Source organism: Sporosarcina sp. 179-K 3D1 HS (assembly GCF_047228905.1).
In the GTDB taxonomy this organism is placed as follows: domain Bacteria; phylum Bacillota; class Bacilli; order Bacillales_A; family Planococcaceae; genus Sporosarcina.
On sequence record NZ_JBFEGI010000012.1, the window covers coordinates 1 to 20,510 of the forward strand.

Below are 20,510 nucleotides of genomic sequence, written 5' to 3' on the forward strand. Positions count from 1 at the left end.
CATGTCTAGGTTAAAATTAAGTTGGGCCATTTTCCATTCCTCCAAATGTTTATCGTGGTTGAAAACATTTTATCACAAGGGATGGAAAAGGCCTTTTCCTATTTACACAATTATATGGACTTAATCTGGCATCCTGGTTGCAACCGCTCATACTTCCTCGCAAGCGATCATAACTTCAGACAAACGCTCATATTTCTTTACTAGCGATCATAACTCCAGACAAACGCTCATACTTCTTCGCAAGTGATCATAACTTCGAACAAACGATCATATTTCTACGCAAGCGATCATAACTCCGAGCAACCTCATACTTCTTCGCAAGCGATCATAACTTCGAGCATCCGTTCATATTTGACACCATGATGGATTTGGCCCTTCTTTTATCGGGGAGCATTTGGGAATTTCTGTAATTGCACTTTTCTAGTACCGTGAAAACAATAGTTACTGCTTTTTTCCGCAATAGGCGCAATGTTAAAATGTTAACCTACCGATAAACAGGTCACTTTCCTATATATCGATAAATAGGACCACCGGCTTTCCTTTTAGTGGAATATTCGCACCTGTTAAGAGTCTATTCCTCCTGTAATTTTAAAGTGGTTGAGCATTATTAATATCATTCGCATAAAACTCCCACTACTTTTCTCATCTTTCTGAAAATTTGATTTATGGTAGATTGAATATACCTACTAAGTTAGGTGCTTGTCTATCATAATAATTGGAGGGAATTAGATGAAGAAGTTTTCGAAGTTGCTTTTGTCTTTACTTGTGGCTGTGGCTTTCGTATTTTTGCCTGCTTCGGCGAATGCTGCTCCACCGAATCAGCAAGCCTCGCAAGCTATGGACAATCAAATCGTTAAAAAGATTGATAAAGAACAGATTTATGATCATGTGCATAAGTTATCTGTGGACATCGGTATTCGCGTTGCTGGGACGGAAGGAGAAAGACAAGCTGTTGACTATGTCGTATCCCAGTATGAATCATATGGCTTGGATGTGGAGATTCAGCCTTTCGAATTTCAAAGACGGATTGATGGTGAGCTCGTAACATTTACGTCCCATAATGTCATTGCGACTAAAAAACCACATAAAAATCACGCAACAGGGGAAATTCTTTATCTTGGTTCCCACCACGACTCCGTTCCTGGATCACCTGGCGCAAGTGATAATGCGTCCGGTGTTGGAGTGAATCTTGAGATTGCTCGAGTCATCAGTAACATGCCAACAACAACAGAGATTCGCTTCTTGACGTTCGGTGCCGAGGAATTTGGTTTATTAGGATCCAGACATTATGTATCCACCTTAACTGAAGATGAAAAGTCGCGCTCGGTAGGTATGTTTAACTTTGACATGGTTGGCAGTAAAAATGCAGGCGAAATGATTATGTTTACTGTGGATGGCGAAAGAAATATCATTACCAATACAGGCGCATCCGCGAGTTTAAGAGTTTACGACCTACTGACTTACGGGAAGGTTGGTCGAAGCGATCATCAACCGTTCCATGATGCCGGCATTCCGTCAGCTGTGTTTTCCTACGCACCGCTTGAGCCGGACTACCACAAACCAACAGATACTATCGATAAAATCAGCAAAGAAAGAATGGAAAACGTTGCGAAAACTGTGTCCGCTGCTCTTTATCAACTTGCACGGAAACAGACACCAGCCCTTGAAAACTCAAATGTCGCGCCGCAACCCGTAGAACCACCATTTGAAAACCGACCGTTGTAATTAAATTGCTAATTAAAGTGCCAGGCACCCAAACAAACATGAATGTTCGGGTGCCTGGCACCTATTTTGATACAGCCTTCAATTTCTCTTCCGTTTTTTTGATCCCGACCGGTGCGTCATTATGCCGGTCGAACCCCAGCCCATTGAACGTATGACTTACCTTTTCCAATAGCCTCTCCCCCTTGCCGATCGCCGCTGCCAAAGGGCCCGCCTCTTCCGTCGTCAGTTTCTGATACCAGGTCCCTTCCGGATAGACGATGACGGTCGGCGCGTCTTTGCACCGGCCTTGGCATCTTGTCCGCGCCGTATGCACCCGGTCGTCCAATCCTTGCTCCGTCAAAGCTTCCCGGATGGCTACTGTCATTTCTTCCCCCTGCTTCTTCAAACAACTCGAACCGTTGCAAATTAACACATGTGCGCAGGTTGTCGATAAATCCCATGTTGCCATTTTCATTTCCTCCCCGTAATTCATCTATCTTGCCACTAGGATAAAAGACCTTACTTGCAAGCAAATCGAGTTTTGTGCAAATATCCTTCAAGCGAATGCAGCCAAACAGTCCATGAGCGCAAGCAATTCCGTCTTATATGCAAGCAAACTGCAGCCGGCCGCAATCAACCGCTCTAAAACGTCTCCAACGACTTTCCGACCAAACAAAAAAACCCTATTCCTCCATCGGAAAAGGGCCTGCCAAACGAACCTATACACTTTTGCACAGATAATAATCCATGCCTGCAAAACAGGATCGTCCCGACTCTCACCCCCCGGAGATTGGAATCTTCGAGATGTCAGGTAGGTCTCCTGACTTGTGCTTCTTCCTACTTTGAGCCCTTCCCATGCAACGCGGCACAGTGGGTGATCCTCATTTCGTCGACACTTACAGTTGCGGGGACAGTTCCGGCATTGAACCGGATTCCCTATTAAGCTATGGATTAGCGCCTGACATCTCTTTATTATTCAATTTTTAATGGGTCTCGATGAATTGGATTTATTATAGCCGTATTGTTTATAAAAACGCAAGCTTCATTTTTTTGGTATTGACAATTGATCCACAGTTATGAATACTGTTGATAGATTGCCAAACCGAATAAACGATATGGGAAAAGGTACACGATCATCGTGTTTAAAAGGGAAGCCCGGTGTAAAACCGGCACGGTCCCGCCACTGTAATTTGGCCGTTTTCCGCAACATCCACTGTCTGTCAAGATGGGAAGGAGCGGAAAGCCATGGCCATAAGTCAGGAGACCTGCCTTTTCTAGCGACACTGCTTGACCTACGGGAAATGGGGAAGTGTTAGAAAGCTAATTTGCTAACCATTCTTTTTGCATGGATAAATTTGCGCTTCTAACCCTTTTTCGGTTAGAGGCGTTTTTTATTTCCTCTGGTACGTGATCTTTCATTGCGGCAATTGCAGAACAGAACAAGGAGACTACAAGGATGAAAAAATTAAGTATTTTAGGATTGCTGCTATTGCTGCTGGTTGGCGGCTGTGTGGATAAGGAATCCGCTTCCGCCAAACAAGAGTCGCTTTCCATCGAAAATAACGGGGTAGCGCTCCCGATCGGCGAGGTTCCGCAACGAGCGATCACGCTTAACCAGCATGTCACGGAAATCATGTTGGCACTCGGGCTGGAGGATCATATGGTCGGAACGGCTTACCTCGATGATGAAATTTTGCCCGAATACCAAGCGGCTTATGAAAAGATCGAAGTTCTTTCGGATACCTATCCTTCCAAAGAGGTGTTTGTCGGAGCAGATCCTGATTTTGCTTATGCCGGCTGGGCCAGTGCATTCAAAGAAGATAGCCTAGGGACACAAGCAGAATTATTGGACCAAGGGATCATTCCTTACTTGCACCAATCTTCTACCATCGTTGGTCCTACTTTGGATGATATTTTCACAGACATTGAAAATATCGGGAAGATCTTCCGCGTCGAGGATCGCTCTGCTCAGTTGATTGCCGATATGAAGCAACAAATTGACGACATTAAGAAAACCATCCCTCCTTCCGATGACAAGAAACGCGTTTTTGTATTCGATAGCGGAGACACTTCGGCGTTCACCGTCGGACAGAATTTCTTGAACGAACTGATTACGATGGCGGGCGGCACCAATATTTTTAACGACCTCGACAAGAATTGGGGCGAAGTCAGTTGGGAAAAAGTCGTGGAACGGAATCCCGAAATTATTGTCATCATCGACTATGGCGATACATCCGTCGATCAGAAAATCGACTTTTTGAACAGTGTATCCATGTTGGCCGACACGACTGCCATCCAAAATCAGCACTTCGTCATCGTCCCCCTTTCTGCAGCCGCGGAAGGAGTACGGATTCCAATGGCACTCGACACACTAGTCAAAGGATTTTACCATCAATCAAACTAAGCAGGATAGAACCGGATAGGAGCGAGTCCCATGTTACAAGAGAATCGCCTTAAAAAAGGAGGGTGCCAAAAGACCGTCGCCGTCGTGCCGATCTTTGTCGTCCTTTTCTTGCTCATGCTCGTCTCCATCACCTTCGCCGTCATTATCGGACCAGTTTCCATCCACCCTCTGACTGTATGGAAGATTGTGCTGAATCAATTGCCACTCCCCTCCCCATTATTTGATATAGACTGGGGTCGTCCCGAAGAACGGATTATCTGGGATATCCGCCTCCCCCGTGTGCTACTTGGCGCAGTCGTAGGAGCCGGGCTTGCGGTAGTCGGAGTCGGAATTCAAGCACTCGTCCGAAATTCCTTGGCAGACCCTTATATATTGGGCGTTTCCTCGGGCGCTTCAGTCGGGGCCACTGTCGTTATTTTATTCGGGGCGTTTAGCATCTTTGGCCAATATGCACTTTCTATAGCCGCTTTCGGCGGCGCCTTACTCTCCATCATTTTCGTTTATTTCATCGCGCATGTGGGAGGCCGCCTGACAACGACCCGACTCCTCTTGGCCGGGGTGGTTGTCTCGATGATTTTATCAGCGGTGACCAGTTTCATCGTCATTTCTGCACCCAATGAACAAGGGATCCGGAATGCGATGTTCTGGATGATGGGGAGTCTGGCAGGAGCCAAATGGAGTTATTTATTCATCCCGACTACGGCAGTCCTTGTCGGTCTACTATACTTATTGACCCGGTTTCGCGCCCTCAACTTATTGTTGCTCGGTGAAGAAACAGCAGGCACACTTGGAATCAGCGTACATCGGTTCAGGAAAGAGCTGATCGTGGTGACGGCCCTATTGACGGGAGTTATCGTTGCAGTCAGCGGAGCAATCGGCTTTGTCGGATTAATGATTCCGCACCTCGTCCGGCTGGTCATTGGAGCGGATCATCGGAAAGTGTTGCCGGTCAGCGCATTGGTGGGCGCCATCTTCATCATCTGGGCAGATGTGTTTGCCCGGATAGCGGTTGCGCCCGAAGAACTACCGATCGGCATCATTACAGCGGTATGTGGCGGACCTTTCTTCATCTGGCTATTGAGAAAAAGTGATTATTCCTTTGGAGGTGATGGATCATGACTGTTCTTTTAGATAATTTGACAACCTGTATCAATCAAGTCCCAATTACCCGTCACATTTCGATAGACGTCCAAGAGGGCGAATTCGTCGGCATCATTGGTCCGAATGGCAGCGGGAAATCCACGATCTTGAAATCGATTTATCGCGCCCTCCCCCATCAAAGCGGAAATATTAGCATCGATGACCGGGATATTTCCTCCCTATCGGCAAGAGGCTTGGCAAAGCAAATGGCGGTAGTCAGCCAAGAAGGAGCATTGTCATTCGACTTTACCGTCGAGGAAATGGTGCTGATGGGAAGGGCTCCCCATAAAAAATGGTTCGACTTGGATAGCCGGTCGGATAAGGACATCGTCGATCATGCACTGATGCAAGTCGGGCTTATCGATAAAAGAGAACGGGGATTTGCCACACTATCGGGTGGAGAGAAGCAGCGCGTCCTCATCGCCAGAGCCATTTCCCAGCAAGCCAAAATCTTAATCTTGGATGAACCGACCAACCATCTCGACATTCATCACCAACTGCAAGTGATGGATTTGGCCAAAAGCCTTCAGTTGACCGTAATTGCTGCTTTACATGATTTAAATATCGCTGCTACATATTGCAATCGTATTTACGTGGTGCATGATGGACAAATCGTCCGTTTCGGGACGCCCAAAGAAGTGTTGACCAAAGAAATGTTAGCTACGGTTTTTCAAGTGAATGCGGAAATTGAACGGCATGCGAAGACCGGCCACATCCGCATCACCTACCTTTCTGCATTTCCGACCCGCTGCGTTTAATTTCCTAAGGTAGGTTGACAATTGCGATAAAGTTATGAATACTGGTTATAGTTTACAAGTTCACTAAATTTCATATGAACGGGAAAAGGTGCGCCTTAGTTGCGCTTAAAAGGGAAGTCCGGTGAAAATCCGGCACGGTCCCGCCACTGTAATTTGGTAGTTTTCCGCAGAATCCACTGTCTCAGACGGGAAGGAGCGGAAAACGATGACCATAAGTCAGGAGACCTGCCTTTTCTAACAGCACTGCTAGACCTACGGGGAGATGGGGAAGTGTTAGATCTGCACGGTTTCGCACTGTCCATCTGTCGAAAACGAAAGCATTTCTAACCTTTTCCGGTTAGAAATGCTTTTTTTGTTTCTTTTATTCACAAAGGAGGATGCAATATGAAGAAAGGTAAGTTGATAGCAATCGGTTTTGGCCCTGGTCATGAGCTCCATATGACACAGCGGGCACGGGATGCTTTTGCGGAATGCGATATTATTATCGGCTATAAGACGTACGTCGAGCTGATCCGCCATCTGCTGACGCCCGATCAGAAAATTGTCAGTACTGGAATGACGGAAGAAGTGGGACGCGCACAGGAAGCCGTGAAATTGGCGGAAGCGGGCCATACCGTCGCGGTCATATCGAGCGGGGATGCCGGGGTCTATGGCATGGCTGGCCTCATTTACGAAGTGCTCGTCGAACAAGGATGGAACGAAGAGACCGGCGTCGAACTGGAAGTTGTCCCGGGCGTTTCTGCAATCCAAGCATGCGCTTCCCTTCTCGGCGCACCGGTCATGCATGATTCATGCACGATTAGCCTCAGCGACCATTTGACACCTTGGGAATGGATTAAAAAACGGGTGGAAGCAGCAGCGATGGCTGACTTTGTCATTGCCCTCTACAATCCGAAAAGCGGAAGAAGGACACGGCAGATCGAAGAAACTCAAAAAATCCTGTTGCAATACCGGTCGCCCCAGACCCCCGTCGGCCTTGTCAAAAGTGCTTACCGGGAGCGGCAAGACATTGTGATTACAGACTTGGAACATATGCTAGAACATGATATTGGCATGTTGACGACCGTCATCATTGGCAACAGCACGACCTTCCTGTATGACGGGAAAATCATCACGCCGCGCGGATACCAACGCAAATATACGCTAGGTGAAGAAAAACAGCCGTTGAAACCACACCAACGCCTGAAAGAAGAGAACGAGCCATGGGCGCTGCACGGCGGCGAAAAAGAGGAAGCCCCTATCCTAGAAGAAAAAAAAACTGAAATCATTCAAACCGAACCGGAAATCAACAACGTTTTGGAATTGGCCGAGCAAGCACTCGCTCAATTGGACGGAACGACACCGGATAAAGTCAGCTCCCTTTTCCAAGAACACCGCCTTTTCGAATTCACCGTATCACCCGGCGTGGCCAATAAAAAAATGTCTCCAAGCCAGCTCACCGCTTTGGCAGCAATTGTCGGTGAGGCGGGAGAAATCGAATATACTCCGGATCATGAATTCAAAATTTCATTGCAAACGGAAAACCCGGAAGAGATCACATCCAAATTAAAAAAAGAAGGATGGCTGCTCGCCCCTGCCGGTAATGTTGTGAAAGTGAAAGCTTGCGATTTTTGTGACGGAGACAAGCAAGACCCGATTCCCTACGCAGTAGAATTACGCGACAAGCTCGGCGGACTCAGTGTTCCCAAAGAATTGAAAATCGGATTCAACGGCTGCGGCATGGCGTGCTACGGAGCCGTGGCAGAAGATATCGGCATCGTCTATCGTCGGAAGAAGTTCGATGTCTTTCTCGGAGCGAAAGCGATGGGACGCAATGCGCATACAGGCGTTCCAGTTGTCGAAGGATTGGAGCCTGAAAAGCTCGTCCCTCTCATCGTGGCCATCGTCGAACAATTCCGGAACGAAGGATTGCCGAACGAGCGATTCTATAAATTCTTTAAGCGTGTACAAAATATCCAAGGATACCCGTACCAGGAAGTACCAACATTAGTCGTCCTGGAACCGGATCTTTGTTAACGGAGGAAAACAATATGAAAGCAATCTTATTTGTCGGTCATGGCAGCAAGGATCCAAATGGAAATGAGGAAATCCGCCAATTTGTGGATCAAATCAAACCTCGCTTCTCGGAACCGATCATCGAAACTTGTTATCTGGAATTTGCAGCGCCGGACATTTCACAAGGCATTGACCGCTGCATCGAGCGCGGAGCGACTTCCGTCAGCCTCATTCCAATGATGTTCTTGGCTGCGGGCCATTCGAAACTGCATATCCCAGCTGCCATCGATGAAGCGAAAGTCAAATATCCGGCTGTTACATTCACTTATGGACGCCCTGTCGGCATTCATAACCGGATTATCGACATGTTGGAAAACAGTTTGCGTGAGCAAGGGCTGACGAACGAAGTGGAAGATGCCATCATCCTGCTCATCGGCCGCGGTTCCAGCGATTCCGATGCCAACAGTGATTTATATAAAATCGGACGCTTATTATCCGAGCGTTTTGAGCACTTACCCGTCGAATCGGCTTTTATTGGTGTGACAAAACCGACCGTGGAAGAAGGCGTTGCCCGGTCCATTGCTTTAGGGGCTAAACAGGTTTTCCTTGTCCCTTATTTATTTTTCACAGGTGTCCTGATGAATCGGATGCACGATAAGTTTGCTGCACTGAAAGAACATTATCCATCCCATCAGCTGCATATGACCGATTATTTCGGCTTCCGGGACGAAGTGAAAGATGTGTTCCAAGACCGTGCCGAAGAAGCGTTGCTTGGCGCAGCCAAATTGAACTGTGATGTCTGCGAGTTCCGTCTACACGCGCTAGAGCATATGGACGTTCATCATCACCACCATCACGACCATGATCATGACCATGGACATGGACATCATCACCATCATCATGTCCACGAGGAGGTCACCCCTTGATCCTGTTTTTAGCGGGAACGAGTGATGCCCGGGAATTGGCGATCGAACTGAAAGAAAAAGGTTATGATCCCCTCACAACGATAGTGACGGAAAATGCAAGTTACGCCCTCTTGGAAGCGGGTCTCCGTGTCCATATCGGAAGGCTGACTGCTGATGAGATGGTCGCGATTATCCAGAAGGAACATATGAAAGCCATCGTAGACGCCAGCCACCCTTTCGCGGAAGAGGCTTCTAAAAACGCGATGGCGGCTGCGACAAACGCAGAAGTCCCCTACTTCCGATATGAACGCGAACAAATCGATCAGTATGATGATCGGGTTATCTCCGTTGCATCTTACGAGGAAGCAGCCGAAGTCGCATTAGAGAGAAAAGGCAACATCATGCTCACTACGGGAAGCAAAACGCTGGCGACATTCACTGAGAAATTGGTCGGTGTGGACGGTGTCCGCCTCATCGCTCGGATGCTCCCCCGTTTGGACAATATGGAAAAATGCGCAGCGCTAGGCGTCGAACAAAAAAACATCGTCGCCATCCAAGGCCCTTTCTCTTATGAATTGAACCGGGCGCTCTATCAACAATTCGACGTGACCTTGATGGTGACGAAAGAAAGCGGAAAAGTCGGGTCGGTGGATGAAAAGGTGGAAGCTGCCCTAGAACTTGGCATTCCCGTCATCATGATCCGCCGTCCGAAAATTGATTATGGCCAAGTCTATTCTTCATTCGACCCGCTTATGGAACAGCTACAAACGACATTGGAGGAGAGTTAAATGGATTTTCAAACAGAATTTAAACCGGTGACGATCCAACCGCGGGAAATTGAGGAATTGAGCTTTCAAATGATAACGGACGAACTTGGGGAGCACCCTTTTACACCGGAGCAATACCCAGTCGTCCAACGTGTCATCCATGCTTCTGCCGATTTCGAATTGGGAAGAAGCCTTGTATTCCATCCAGATGCGATCCGTGCCGGCATCGAAGCGATTCGAAATGGGAAACCGCTGGTCGCGGATGTCCAGATGGTGCAAGTCGGCGTGAGCAAACCGCGGATTGAGAAATATGGCGGAGATGTCCGTGTCTATATTTCGGATCCGGATGTCATGGCAGAAGCAAAAAAACAGAACTTGACCCGGGCGATCATCTCCATGCAGAAAGCGGTGAAAGAAGCGGAAGGCGGCATTTTTGCTATCGGCAATGCCCCGACTGCCCTGCTGGAATTAATTCGTCTCGTGAAAAATGGAGAAGCGCGCCCCGGACTTGTCGTCGGAATGCCCGTCGGCTTTGTATCTGCCGAAGAATCCAAAGCCGAATTGGCGAAACTCGATATCCCATTCATTACGAACATTGGTCGAAAAGGCGGCAGCCCTGTCACCGTTGCGGCGGTCAATGCCATTTCGCTCATGGCGACCCAACTCGATTGACATGAAGAAGCAAACGGAAGAGAAGAAAGAACTTCGGCACGGCTATACGACCGGTACCAATTCCACGGCAGCGACGAAAGCAGCTCTTCTTTCCCTCATTCTTCAGGAGCCAATTCTAAAGGTGACTGTCACCCTGCCGATTGGCGATACGGTCCCTTTTACGATGGATAAACTCTCGCTCGGCACGCAATCGGTTTCTGCGGAAATTATCAAAGATGCCGGAGACGACCCGGATGCAACGCATCTCGCCCGGATCATTTCAACCGTTTCCTGGAATGACGCACCCGGCATCGAACTGGACGGCGGAATCGGTGTCGGACGAGTGACGAAGCCAGGCCTCCCCGTTCCCGTAGGAGAAGCGGCCATCAACCCCGTTCCAAGACGGATGATTCTTCGGGCCGCACAGGAAATTTTAGATGAATACGGAATCGAACGGGGCATCAAAATCGTCATTTCCGTTCCGGACGGCGAGGAAATTGCCAAAAAAACATTGAATAGCCGGCTCGGTATCATTGGCGGCATTTCCATTCTCGGAACACGGGGAACCGTCGTCCCCTTTTCGACGGCCGCTTTCCGTGCCAGCATCGCTCAAGCGATTAATGTTGCAAAAGAAAACGGCTGTACGGAAGTCGTTGCTTGTACCGGAGGCAGAAGTGAAAATTTCGCTATTGAATTCCATCCCCATTTACAAGAAGACGCGTTTATCGAAATGGGTGATTTCATCGGCTTCACGATGAAGCAATGCAAAGCCCGGAAGATGAAAAAAGTGACGCTCGTCGGGATGATGGGGAAATTTTCAAAGGTGGCGCAAGGGGTCATGATGGTTCATTCCAAAAGTGCACCCGTCGATTTTAACTTTTTAGCCGATCTTGTGGAACAAGCGGGCTTGCCGCCGGAACTTGTCGAAGAGGCTCGCCATGCAAACACTGCGTCCCAAGTCGGAGACATCGTCAAGGCAGCAGGCAATACGAAATTCTTCACTTTATTGCTCCAGCGCATCGCGAAACATTGCTATGACGAAGTAGGCGGTGGTTTGGAAGTGGAAGTGATTGTCATTTCGATGAAGAAAGAAATTTTAGGAAGGGAGAGTTATCGTGGCGAAGAAAGCGATTAAAGTGATCGGCATTGGCGAGGCAGGACAAGACTCCCTATTGCCTATCTACAAAACATGGATCGAACAAAGTGAACGGCTCGTCGGCGGAGACCGGCAACTCGCCTTCTTCCCCGACTATGCAGGAGAGAAGTTATCCGTAACCGGCGGGCTTTCCACGGTGGTTGCCAATTTGCAGAAGGACGACAAAGAAACCGTCGTCTTGGCATCCGGTGATCCATTATTTTATGGGATCGGCGGTTACTTGGCGAATAAACTCGAGCACATCGAGATCTATCCGGCGTTAAGTTCCATTCAGGAAGCGTTCAGCCGCATGGGAGAATCTTGGCAAGACAGCCTTTTCCTCAGCGTTCATGGTCGTCCGATGACAGGCCTTGCCCAGAAAATCGATGGCCAGCCGAAAGTATGCCTGTTGACGGACCACAATAACAGTCCGCAAGCGATCGCCCGTTATCTCCTCTCGTTCGGAATGGATGAGTATGTTGCATTCGTTGCGGAAGCGGTTGGCGGACCCGATGAAAAAGTCGGCTGGTTTGATTTACATGAACTTCTCGACTATGAAGCGAATCCGCTGAACGTCGTCATTCTAAAGCGTGTAAAAGAAGCCCCTGTCTGGCCGCTCGGCATTCCGGATACCGAATTCAAACAACGGAAACCCGATAAAGGATTGATTACAAAAAAAGAGATCCGGGTGCTTAGTATCGGAGAACTGCAACTGACGCGGGAGAGCACCGTTTGGGATATCGGCGCCTGCACTGGTTCCGTTTCAATTGAAGCGGCGAAAATTTGCCGAGATGGCGCCGTCTTTGCCATTGAGAAAAATGAAGCCGACATGGACAATTGTCGGGAAAACTTCTCGAAATTCCGCACCGATGTCACACTGGTCCACGGAAAAGCGCCGGAGCGTCTCGATGAATTCCCCAATCCGGATGCCGTTTTCATCGGCGGCTCGGGTGGCGAGATGAACGAACTGCTCCACATCTGTTGCAACCGGCTGAAAGCGGATGGCACCATCGTCCTGAATGCGGTGACAATCGAAAACCTGCACAACGCGGTGAAGGCGTTCGAATCGGAAGGATTTGCCGTCAACATCACACTTGCGCAAATTTCACGCAGCAAACCGATTTTACATATGACACGCTTTGAGGGATTGAACCCTGTCTATATTATTCAAGCAAAGCGGAAGGAGACAGCACAATGCTAGGAAAAGTAATTGGTGTCGGCGTAGGTCCCGGCGATCCGGAACTCATTACCGTCAAAGCCTATCGGGTGATGAAAGAGGCCGATATTGTCGCATTCCCGAAGGCACGGAGAGGCAGCAAGAGCTATGCCCAGCAAATCATCGACCACTATATCAATCCGGCCGAAAAGGAAATGCTCCCCCTCGTCTTCCCAATGACCCGGGAACAGGACATTTTGGAGACGGAATGGACAAACGTTGCCAATCAAGTGTACGAAAAGGTCAAGGAAGGAAAAGACGTGGCGTTCGTGACGGAAGGCGACACGATGCTGTATAGCACATTCATGCACCTCATGCGCCGGATGGGACAGTTGTATCCGGAGGTGGAGTGCATCTCCGTCCCTGGCATTTCGTCCGTTAACGCAGCAGCTTCCCGTTTCAAGATGCCGTTGGCGGACGGCGATGAATGGTTTGCCATCATCCCCGCGACCGAAGACCGCGAGCAGATGAGAAAAGCACTACTCGACCATGATGCCGTCGCCTTTTTGAAAGTAGCAAAAGTGCTGCCGGAAATGATTGACCTGCTGGAAGAAATGGACTTAGTCGATAAAGCCGTTGTCACAACAAAAGTGACATCGAGCGAAGAACATGTCTGGCATGATGTCCGTGAATTAAAAACAGCCGAACTAAACTACCTATCGCTCATGCTCGTTCGGAAGTAAGGAGGGAATCCATTTGAATATCGAATCGAAAGTCTATTTTATCGGTGCTGGACCGGGAGACCCCGAATTGATCACCGTAAAAGGTCTGAAGTTACTGCAAACCGCGGATGTCGTCCTGTTCACCGACTCACTCGTTAATGAAAAGCTCATGGACGAAACGAAAGATGGCGCCCTCGTACTGAAAAGTGCCGGCATGGCGTTAGAGGAACAGATTGATATCATGGCGGGCGCCGTCGAGGAAGGAAAAAGCGTAGCTCGCATCCATACGGGAGATCCCGCCATTTACGGGGCGATCTTGGAACAGATGAGCAAACTGTTTCACCGTGATGTTTCATATGAAGTGATTCCAGGCGTCAGTTCCGTATTCGCATCGGCTGCACGTGCGGGTGTCGAGCTCACCGTGCCAGAACTGACGCAGACGGTCATCTTGACACGTGCAGAAGGACGGACACCGGTTCCGGAAAAAGAACAGCTCGTTGACTTGGCGAAGCACCATTGCACCGTCTCTTTATTCCTCAGCGCCACACTTATCAAGAAAGTCGTCAAATCCTTCTATGAAGCCGGCTGGGCGGAGGATGCCCCGGTGCTCGTCGTCTACAAAGCGACGTGGCCGGATGAAATCATTATCCGGACGACGCTCGACAAAGTCGATGAAGACATGCGCGCCAACCGGATCACCAAGCAGGCGATGGTCATTATCAGCCCAGCGGTCGATCCGAAACTCGTAGAGCAAGGCGGCTATGAATCAAAGCTGTATGATAAAACCTTTACGCACGGATTCCGCAAAGGAGTGGTGGTTGATGGATAATGTCGTCCTCGTCGCCATCACGAAACATGGCGTCCAGCTGATCCGGGAATTGAAAGAGAAAATGCCCACAGCCGATGTATATTATATGAGGAAATTCGCTTACGGAGATGAAGAGGAAAAAGGTTTCACTTTATTTGACGGCTCGATCCGCCTTTTATTGCCGGACATGTTCGCCAAATATGACGGCATCGTCTCGGTCATTTCCTTAGGTGCGATGGTGCGGATGATCGGACCCATCATGAAAAATAAAAAAGTCGATCCAGCCGTTGTCTGCGTCGACGACCGGGGCCAATTTGCAATCAGCGTTCTCTCCGGTCACGTCGGCGGTGCGAATGATCTAACGAATATTGTGGCGGAAAAACTCGGCGCCCTGCCCATCATCACGACTGCTTCCGACGTCCAAAAGACAATTCCTGTCGATATTTTCGGACGGGATTTCGGTTGGAAGATCGAGGACGAAACCCATATCGTCACCGCCAGTGCGTCTGTTGTGAATGAAGAGCCGCTTGTCGTGGTCCAAGAGGCTGGAGAACAGAATTGGTGGAAACATGAGCGGGCGATTCCTACGCATATCCAAATCGTCGACTCCTGTGAAGAGGCGTTGACAAAGGAATTCAAGGGAGCGCTCGTTATTACGGACCGGATCATCCCGGAACATATCGCTTCTCCCCTCTTACAAAATGGCGTCGTCTATCGGCCGAAGTCTCTTCACCTTGGAATTGGCTGTAATCGGGGGACGTCCGCCGAGGAAATTGAGGAAGTGATTTTATCTACCTTACAGGAACTTCAGCTTTCCATCCAATCCGTCAAAGGGATTTCGACCATTGATTTGAAAAAGGATGAAGTGGGACTGTTGGAAGTCTGCAAGAAATACGGCTTTGAATTCACCTACTATACACCAGAAGAATTGAATGCCGTTCCAATCGAAAATCCGTCCGAAACGGTGTTTAAATTTACGGGCGCGTATGGCGTCAGTGAACCCGCGGCGAAGCAGTCGGCCAAAGCGGATACATTGATCTTGGAAAAGAAGAAAAGCGGCAATGTCACGATATCGATTGCTCGGCAAACATTTGATGGGAGGGAACCGAAATGGCAACAGGACAAGTCTATCTCGTCGGCGCAGGACCCGGCCATGTCAAACTGATCACGGTACGCGGACTGGAATGTATTCAGCAAGCGGATGTCATTGTTTACGATCGATTGGCGAACGCGAAGTTACTGGAGCATGCGAAACCGGACGCGGAGCTTATTTATTGCGGAAAGCTGCCGAAACACCACACGTTACGGCAAGAGGAAATCAATGACTTACTTGTTGAAAAAGCCGCACAGGGACTGACCGTCACTCGGCTAAAAGGCGGTGATCCCGCTGTTTTCGGACGGGTCGGCGAAGAAGCCGCCGTTTTGAAACAAGCCGGGATTCCTTATGAAATCGTTCCCGGTGTCACTGCAGGAATCGCAGCCCCAATGTTCGCGGGCATTCCCGTGACCCACCGGGAACATGGCTCTTCATTCGCTATGATCACCGGCCATCTGCACGAAGGCAATTTTGTAGAGGAAAAATGGAAAGCCTATGCAACGGGGATTGACACGCTAGTCTTCTATATGGGTGTGCAAAATCTGTCCTATATTTGTGGTCAGCTGGTCGAGCACGGAAAAGATAGAACAACGCCAGTAGCCCTCATTGAATGGGGAACGTTGGAAAAGCAGCGCACCGTGACGGGGACATTGGAAACGATCGAAGCCATCGCCGTGGAAGCAGCCATTACCCACCCTGCCATCATCGTCGTCGGCACCGTCGTCAATTTGCGCGACACGATCCAATGGTTTGAAACCGAATCAGAAAAAGCCGTCCACTGAGGGCGGCTTTTTGCATTCTTCATAGCTTGATGACGAATATCCTTCACTTCTTATGAGTTATCCGTCACTTTCTTGGATTTATCCGTCACTTCGGGAAGGATATCCGTCAAGTTCACTATTTTATTCTCAATTCGGGACTTTGGGATCAAACCTGGTTGCCAAGCAACCCCTTATCGAATGAAATCCATAGTTCAATAATGAAAAAAAGACCGTCTCTAGATTCATTTAAGACAGTCTGTTATATGAGTTACTTTGCTACGACGCGATTCAATCCAGAAATGACACCCGCATGTACACCTTCATGCCATACGGTAAATTGGACGAGCGCATCGACCGTTTCCATCTTATGGTCGCGAATTTGCACTGGTTCAGGTAACGCATCGTTCAACTTTCCTTCCAACGCGGAAGTCACCCGCTGCTCCTGCTCTTTCAACGCATCCCATAATTCCTTATTGGATGGCGCTTCCGTCTCCCATTTCGCCGGACTAGACCCCGGTACAAATAATGGAAGCCACTCCGGATGGACAATTTCATAGCCAGGAACCGCTTTGGAAATGAAGCTCTCCATCACTGCGTAGATATGGCCGATGTTCCAGCGGATCGTATTGCTGAATCCTTCCGGTTGGACATCCCATGACGCTTCGGGCGATGCCTTGATTTGACCCAACGTATACATTCTGGCAAAGCTCAATTGTTTTAAAGTAGACATTTGAATCTTCCCCCTTTTCTTACTATCACTTTATCGCAAGTTGGGAGAGAATAAAAGCAAATGGCGCTTTGTCGCGTAGTTCTATTCAAGTTGGGCGAAATCATCGGTCCATTACCCAAAATGCCAGGCTACAGACTCTATTCGCGATCTTTGCGAATTGTAGCTGTACCTGGCATCACGGTTTCATTATCCAGCTAGCAAATTAACCGGAAATAAGATTACTTCTGGCAAATATGTAATAATCAGCAAGATAATGATAAGTATAATGATCTGTGGAACAAGATATTTGAACATTTTAGGGACGGTTATTTTACCTATGGAGGCAGTAACAAACAAACAGACTCCTAGTGGAGGTGTAACCATTCCAATCGTCAAGTTCACAGCAAGAATGATTCCAAAATGAATTGGGTCAATACCTGCTGCCAAAACTAATGGTAAAAATAGTGGTGTAAAAATAGAAACAGCACTAATTGTATCAATAAATGTTCCTGCAATTAATAAGATGACGTTAATGATCAGCAACAGTAGAATTGGATTTTCTGAAATTCCACCTAGCAAGTCAATCATCTGGTTCGGGATGCTATTAAATGATAGGAACCATACGAACAATGCGGCATTTCCAATTAAGAAAATAATGGTCGCAGTTGTTTTCGCCGTGCTTAGTAAAATACTCCATAAATCTTTGAATTCTAGTTCTTTATAGACGAATTTACCGATAATCAGTGCATATAACACTGCGATAACTCCGGATTCCGTAGCAGTGAACACACCCGAAATGATTCCACCAATAATGATCAAAGGCATAATCAAAGCTAAAACAGCATCTTTTGCTCCAACAAGGACTTCTTTAAAAGAGGCCCTTTCGGCTCTCGATCGATAGTTATTCTTCTTTCCGACATAATAACTATAAATCATTAATCCGATACCCATTAGTACCCCTGGGAATACACCTGCAATGAATAAGTCTCCTATGGAAACACTTGCTATGACCCCATATAGGATAAGGACAATACTGGGTGGGATAATTGGCCCTATTGTTGATGATGTAGCAACAAGACTTGTAGAAAATCGGATATCGTATCCTTCTTTATTCATAGCTGGAATCATCATTCCACCGATTGCTGCTGCCGCTGCAATGGCGGTTCCAGTGAGTGCCGAGAAGAACATACTTGCCAAGACAACTACCAATGCAAGACCGCCTGGAAGGTGACCGACCAGTGTTTGCGAGAATCTAATAAGTCTTTTAGAAATCCCGCCTTGTGTCATTAATTCCCCTGCCAATATGAATAGAGGTACAGCCACAAGGGTAAAACTATCAATTCCATTAAACATCCTTCGAGGAATATTGATCAAAAGATTTGGATCAGTCAACATAATCCCAAAAAACGATACAAAACTTAGAGCATATGCGATAGGGACCCTACATAATATCAGTACAAATAATAGGACTATTAACCAAGCCATTTGAACACCTTCTTAACATGGTAATACAACATGAACAAACTGCTAATTGGCAGCGCCATGTAGACATACCCTTTCTTAATCGGCAGAAAGCCTAAAATTTGGCCTGATTTTAAGTTATCCGAGACAAGCACAAATCCATAATAAATGAACACGACGATCATGGTGAGGACGACAGTATACGATAGAATATTTAACGCTTTCTGCATGTGAGCTTTCGCATTTTCAAATACGTCGACCGTTAAATGTTCAGAGTTCTTGAACGCCAATGCCGCACCGAACAGGATGCTATATACGAAGCTGATCATGACAACCTCTTGGGACCAACTTAACGGTTGTTTCAGTACGAACCTAAAGAAAACTTGTAAAAGTGTCAGACTAACTGTGATTGACAGACAAAACGTAATGATGAACTCTAGCAACTTCTCAATAAAATAATCCACTTTTTTAAGAAGCATAAGCTCACCTGCCTTTCCCGTTACTAGTTCTTATCGTCTTATTTTGCCGACATTTCTTCGATTAAATCTGATGGAACTTGATTTTCCAATGCTTTTTTCACATCTATTGTTGCTTCTTTAAATGCAGCACGATCCGGCTCTGTAAAGACAACGCCTTTTTCTTGCAATTCGGAGATGATTTCCTCATCTTGTTTCGTTAAGAAATCTCTTTGATATGTTGCTGCCTCGGCTACCGCTTCTTCTACCACTTTCTGTTGTTCCTCATTTAGCCCATTCCAAGCTTTATTGCTCATAATGACAACTGCTGGTGTGTAGTTATGGCCTGTTAAAGAGATATAGTTTTGAACTTCGTAAAATTTCATCGAATAAATGGATGCGAGCGGATTTTCCTGTCCGTCTACTAAACCTTGGTCCAAAGCAGAATATAACTCGGAAAATGAAACAGGGGTCGCATTTGCTCCCAATGCTTTCATATGCGCCTCCCAGACTGGAGCAGGCTGCACGCGGATTTTCATCCCTTTTAAGTCGGACGGCACATTCACTTCTTTTTTGTTATTCGTCAAGTGTCTGAATCCAACTTCCCAAAACCCAAGGCCCTTCATGTTTTTATCATCGAGTAATCCTAAAAGTTTTGCACCGGACTCACCATCTAATTTGCTGTAAACATGTTCTCTATCTTCAAATACATACGGAAGACCAAATAAGTTCATCTCTGGTACTGTATTAGCTAGCGAGCTATCTGCAGCAACGACTGTCATTTCAATCGTTCCATCCATAACTTGTTCGATAGCTTCCGCTTCATTACCGAGTGTAGAGTTTCCATGAACTTCGACTTTCATTGTTCCTTCCGACTTCTGTTCCACTAGATCAGCAAACTCTTTTGCACCAATTTGGTACTGGTGACTATCTGAGCCCGTGTGAGCCAATTTCAAAGTGATAGAATCCTTGCCCTTTGCCTCCCCATCGGTTGAGGATGATCCACCGGAACATGCTGTAACGATGGATAATACTAGCAGTAATGAAAATGTCATAATAAGTTTCTTCATCTAATATGCCCCCTTAAAGTCCTTGTTTGTATAAATGAGGTACTCGACTTGTAAATACCGGTACTTGTTTTCTTACACTCTTTACTTCTTCCACGTCAATCGCGACGGATAGGGATTCCTCATTTGTCGAGCCTTCAATTAATGTCTCGCCCCAAGGGTTGATAACCATCGAATTTCCGCCAAAAGTATCATTGCCGTGTGTCCCGACATTATTGCAGGATACAACGAACATCTGGTTTTCAATTGCCCGTGTAACCTGTATGTTTTTCCAATGGTGAAGGCGTGAAATCGGCCATTCTGCAACAACGAACAATACTTCTGCACCTTCCAACGCCAAAGGACGGATAATTTCTGAAAACCTTAAGTCATAACAAATAATGAGACCCATTTTAATACCATCGATTTCAAACACTTCGGGAACCTTCTTCCCACCCGCTAAATATTCCGGCTCATTTAACATAGGCACCAAATGCACCTTGTCATATTGATAAACGACTTCGCCAGCACGATCAATGACGACTGCCGTATTATAAACGTCCCCATCCACCTTAGTAGCGAATGACCCTCCGACGATGTTGATATTGTGAGCTTTCGCTAAATCTTGAAGGAATGGAATAACCGTTTTGCCGTCCTGATCTGCTTGTTGGTGAATTTCTTCTAGCGTATAAGAAGTTGTCCACATTTCCGGTAGAACAATTACATCCGGTTTAGTGTTCTCCACTTCTTTCTGGGTCCATTCTTTTACTTTCTGCATATTCCCTTCCGGATTCCCCGGAATGATCTCCATTTGATAAACTGATACTTTCATCTATT

At 47.3% G+C, this 20,510-nt stretch carries 20 protein-coding genes and 3 riboswitches; of the genes, 14 read left to right on the top strand and 6 right to left on the bottom strand.

Going from position 1 to position 20,510, the window contains the following annotated elements; translation table 11 throughout:
* Window positions 1-729 precede the first annotated feature (729 nt).
* On the top strand, window positions 730-1,725 hold the full coding sequence (locus tag AB1K83_RS14305) for a M28 family peptidase (RefSeq protein WP_413058890.1): 996 nt from the start codon (window positions 730-732) through the stop codon (window positions 1,723-1,725).
* Between the two features lie 61 nt (window positions 1,726-1,786).
* On the opposite strand, the gene AB1K83_RS14310 is transcribed toward AB1K83_RS14305, so the two are convergent.
* Complete coding sequence (locus AB1K83_RS14310) at window positions 1,787-2,173, bottom strand: (2Fe-2S) ferredoxin domain-containing protein (RefSeq protein WP_413058891.1); 387 nt, start codon at window positions 2,171-2,173, stop codon at window positions 1,787-1,789.
* A 323-nt stretch (window positions 2,174-2,496) separates the two neighbouring features.
* Window positions 2,497-2,681, bottom strand: a riboswitch (cobalamin riboswitch).
* A 129-nt stretch (window positions 2,682-2,810) separates the two neighbouring features.
* A riboswitch (cobalamin riboswitch) is annotated at window positions 2,811-2,992 on the top strand.
* A 168-nt stretch (window positions 2,993-3,160) separates the two neighbouring features.
* Here AB1K83_RS14310 and AB1K83_RS14315 point away from each other — a divergent pair.
* The 13 genes from AB1K83_RS14315 (at window position 3,161) to cobA (ending at window position 16,023) form a co-directional block, all read left to right on the top strand.
* Complete coding sequence (locus AB1K83_RS14315) at window positions 3,161-4,108, top strand: ABC transporter substrate-binding protein (protein WP_413058892.1); 948 nt, start codon at window positions 3,161-3,163, stop codon at window positions 4,106-4,108.
* A 30-nt stretch (window positions 4,109-4,138) separates the two neighbouring features.
* Window positions 4,139-5,227, top strand: coding sequence for a FecCD family ABC transporter permease (locus AB1K83_RS14320; protein WP_413058893.1), 1,089 nt, complete (start codon window positions 4,139-4,141; stop codon window positions 5,225-5,227).
* Complete coding sequence (locus AB1K83_RS14325) at window positions 5,224-6,006, top strand: ABC transporter ATP-binding protein (protein WP_413058894.1); 783 nt, start codon at window positions 5,224-5,226, stop codon at window positions 6,004-6,006. Before AB1K83_RS14320 ends, AB1K83_RS14325 begins: the two co-directional genes overlap by 4 nt.
* A 69-nt stretch (window positions 6,007-6,075) precedes the next feature.
* Window positions 6,076-6,254: riboswitch (cobalamin riboswitch) on the top strand.
* Between the two features lie 136 nt (window positions 6,255-6,390).
* Window positions 6,391-8,022 carry a precorrin-3B C(17)-methyltransferase gene (gene cobJ, locus AB1K83_RS14330; protein WP_413058895.1) on the top strand — a complete coding sequence of 544 codons (1,632 nt, stop codon included), beginning with the start codon at window positions 6,391-6,393 and terminating at the stop codon, window positions 8,020-8,022.
* Between the two features lie 14 nt (window positions 8,023-8,036).
* Window positions 8,037-8,927 carry a sirohydrochlorin chelatase gene (locus AB1K83_RS14335; protein ID WP_413058896.1) on the top strand — a complete coding sequence of 297 codons (891 nt, stop codon included), beginning with the start codon at window positions 8,037-8,039 and terminating at the stop codon, window positions 8,925-8,927.
* A complete protein-coding gene (gene cobK / locus AB1K83_RS14340; protein ID WP_413058897.1) occupies window positions 8,924-9,694 on the top strand; it encodes a precorrin-6A reductase in 771 nt (256 codons plus the stop codon). The genes AB1K83_RS14335 and cobK overlap by 4 nt, the downstream gene beginning before the upstream one ends.
* Window positions 9,695-10,345 (top strand): precorrin-8X methylmutase, encoded by a 651-nt coding sequence (locus AB1K83_RS14345; protein WP_413058898.1) that lies wholly within the window; start codon window positions 9,695-9,697, stop codon window positions 10,343-10,345.
* A complete protein-coding gene (locus tag AB1K83_RS14350; protein ID WP_413058899.1) occupies window positions 10,311-11,459 on the top strand; it encodes a cobalt-precorrin-5B (C(1))-methyltransferase in 1,149 nt (382 codons plus the stop codon). Before AB1K83_RS14345 ends, AB1K83_RS14350 begins: the two co-directional genes overlap by 35 nt.
* Window positions 11,440-12,660, top strand: a complete 1,221-nt coding sequence (cbiE, locus tag AB1K83_RS14355) for a precorrin-6y C5,15-methyltransferase (decarboxylating) subunit CbiE (protein WP_413058900.1) — start codon at window positions 11,440-11,442, stop codon at window positions 12,658-12,660. Before AB1K83_RS14350 ends, cbiE begins: the two co-directional genes overlap by 20 nt.
* On the top strand, window positions 12,654-13,358 hold the full coding sequence (gene cobI, locus AB1K83_RS14360) for a precorrin-2 C(20)-methyltransferase (protein WP_413058901.1): 705 nt from the start codon (window positions 12,654-12,656) through the stop codon (window positions 13,356-13,358). Before cbiE ends, cobI begins: the two co-directional genes overlap by 7 nt.
* Before the next feature lie 13 nt (window positions 13,359-13,371).
* Window positions 13,372-14,166, top strand: a complete 795-nt coding sequence (gene cobM / locus AB1K83_RS14365; protein ID WP_413058902.1) for a precorrin-4 C(11)-methyltransferase — start codon at window positions 13,372-13,374, stop codon at window positions 14,164-14,166.
* The gene (locus tag AB1K83_RS14370; protein WP_413058903.1) at window positions 14,159-15,310 is read left to right on the top strand and encodes a cobalt-precorrin 5A hydrolase; all 1,152 of its coding nucleotides are present in this window, start codon (window positions 14,159-14,161) and stop codon (window positions 15,308-15,310) included. The genes cobM and AB1K83_RS14370 overlap by 8 nt, the downstream gene beginning before the upstream one ends.
* A complete protein-coding gene (gene cobA / locus AB1K83_RS14375) occupies window positions 15,256-16,023 on the top strand; it encodes a uroporphyrinogen-III C-methyltransferase (protein WP_413058904.1) in 768 nt (255 codons plus the stop codon). Before AB1K83_RS14370 ends, cobA begins: the two co-directional genes overlap by 55 nt.
* Window positions 16,024-16,270: 247 nt before the next feature.
* Here the strand turns inward: cobA and AB1K83_RS14380 are convergent, their stop codons facing one another.
* The 5 genes from AB1K83_RS14380 to AB1K83_RS14400 all read right to left on the bottom strand — a co-directional run bounded on the left by AB1K83_RS14380 (window position 16,271) and on the right by AB1K83_RS14400 (window position 20,505).
* Window positions 16,271-16,732, bottom strand: a complete 462-nt coding sequence (locus AB1K83_RS14380) for a DinB family protein (RefSeq protein WP_413058905.1) — start codon at window positions 16,730-16,732, stop codon at window positions 16,271-16,273.
* Window positions 16,733-16,918: 186 nt separating this feature from the next.
* The gene (locus AB1K83_RS14385) at window positions 16,919-18,196 is read right to left on the bottom strand and encodes a TRAP transporter large permease (protein WP_413058906.1); all 1,278 of its coding nucleotides are present in this window, start codon (window positions 18,194-18,196) and stop codon (window positions 16,919-16,921) included.
* On the bottom strand, window positions 18,184-18,651 hold the full coding sequence (locus tag AB1K83_RS14390) for a TRAP transporter small permease (RefSeq protein WP_413058907.1): 468 nt from the start codon (window positions 18,649-18,651) through the stop codon (window positions 18,184-18,186). Before AB1K83_RS14390 ends, AB1K83_RS14385 begins: the two co-directional genes overlap by 13 nt.
* A gap of 38 nt (window positions 18,652-18,689) precedes the next feature.
* Window positions 18,690-19,697 (bottom strand): DctP family TRAP transporter solute-binding subunit, encoded by a 1,008-nt coding sequence (locus AB1K83_RS14395; RefSeq protein WP_413058908.1) that lies wholly within the window; start codon window positions 19,695-19,697, stop codon window positions 18,690-18,692.
* 13 nt (window positions 19,698-19,710) lie between these two features.
* A complete protein-coding gene (locus AB1K83_RS14400) occupies window positions 19,711-20,505 on the bottom strand; it encodes a carbon-nitrogen family hydrolase (RefSeq protein WP_413058909.1) in 795 nt (264 codons plus the stop codon).
* Window positions 20,506-20,510 lie beyond the last annotated feature (5 nt).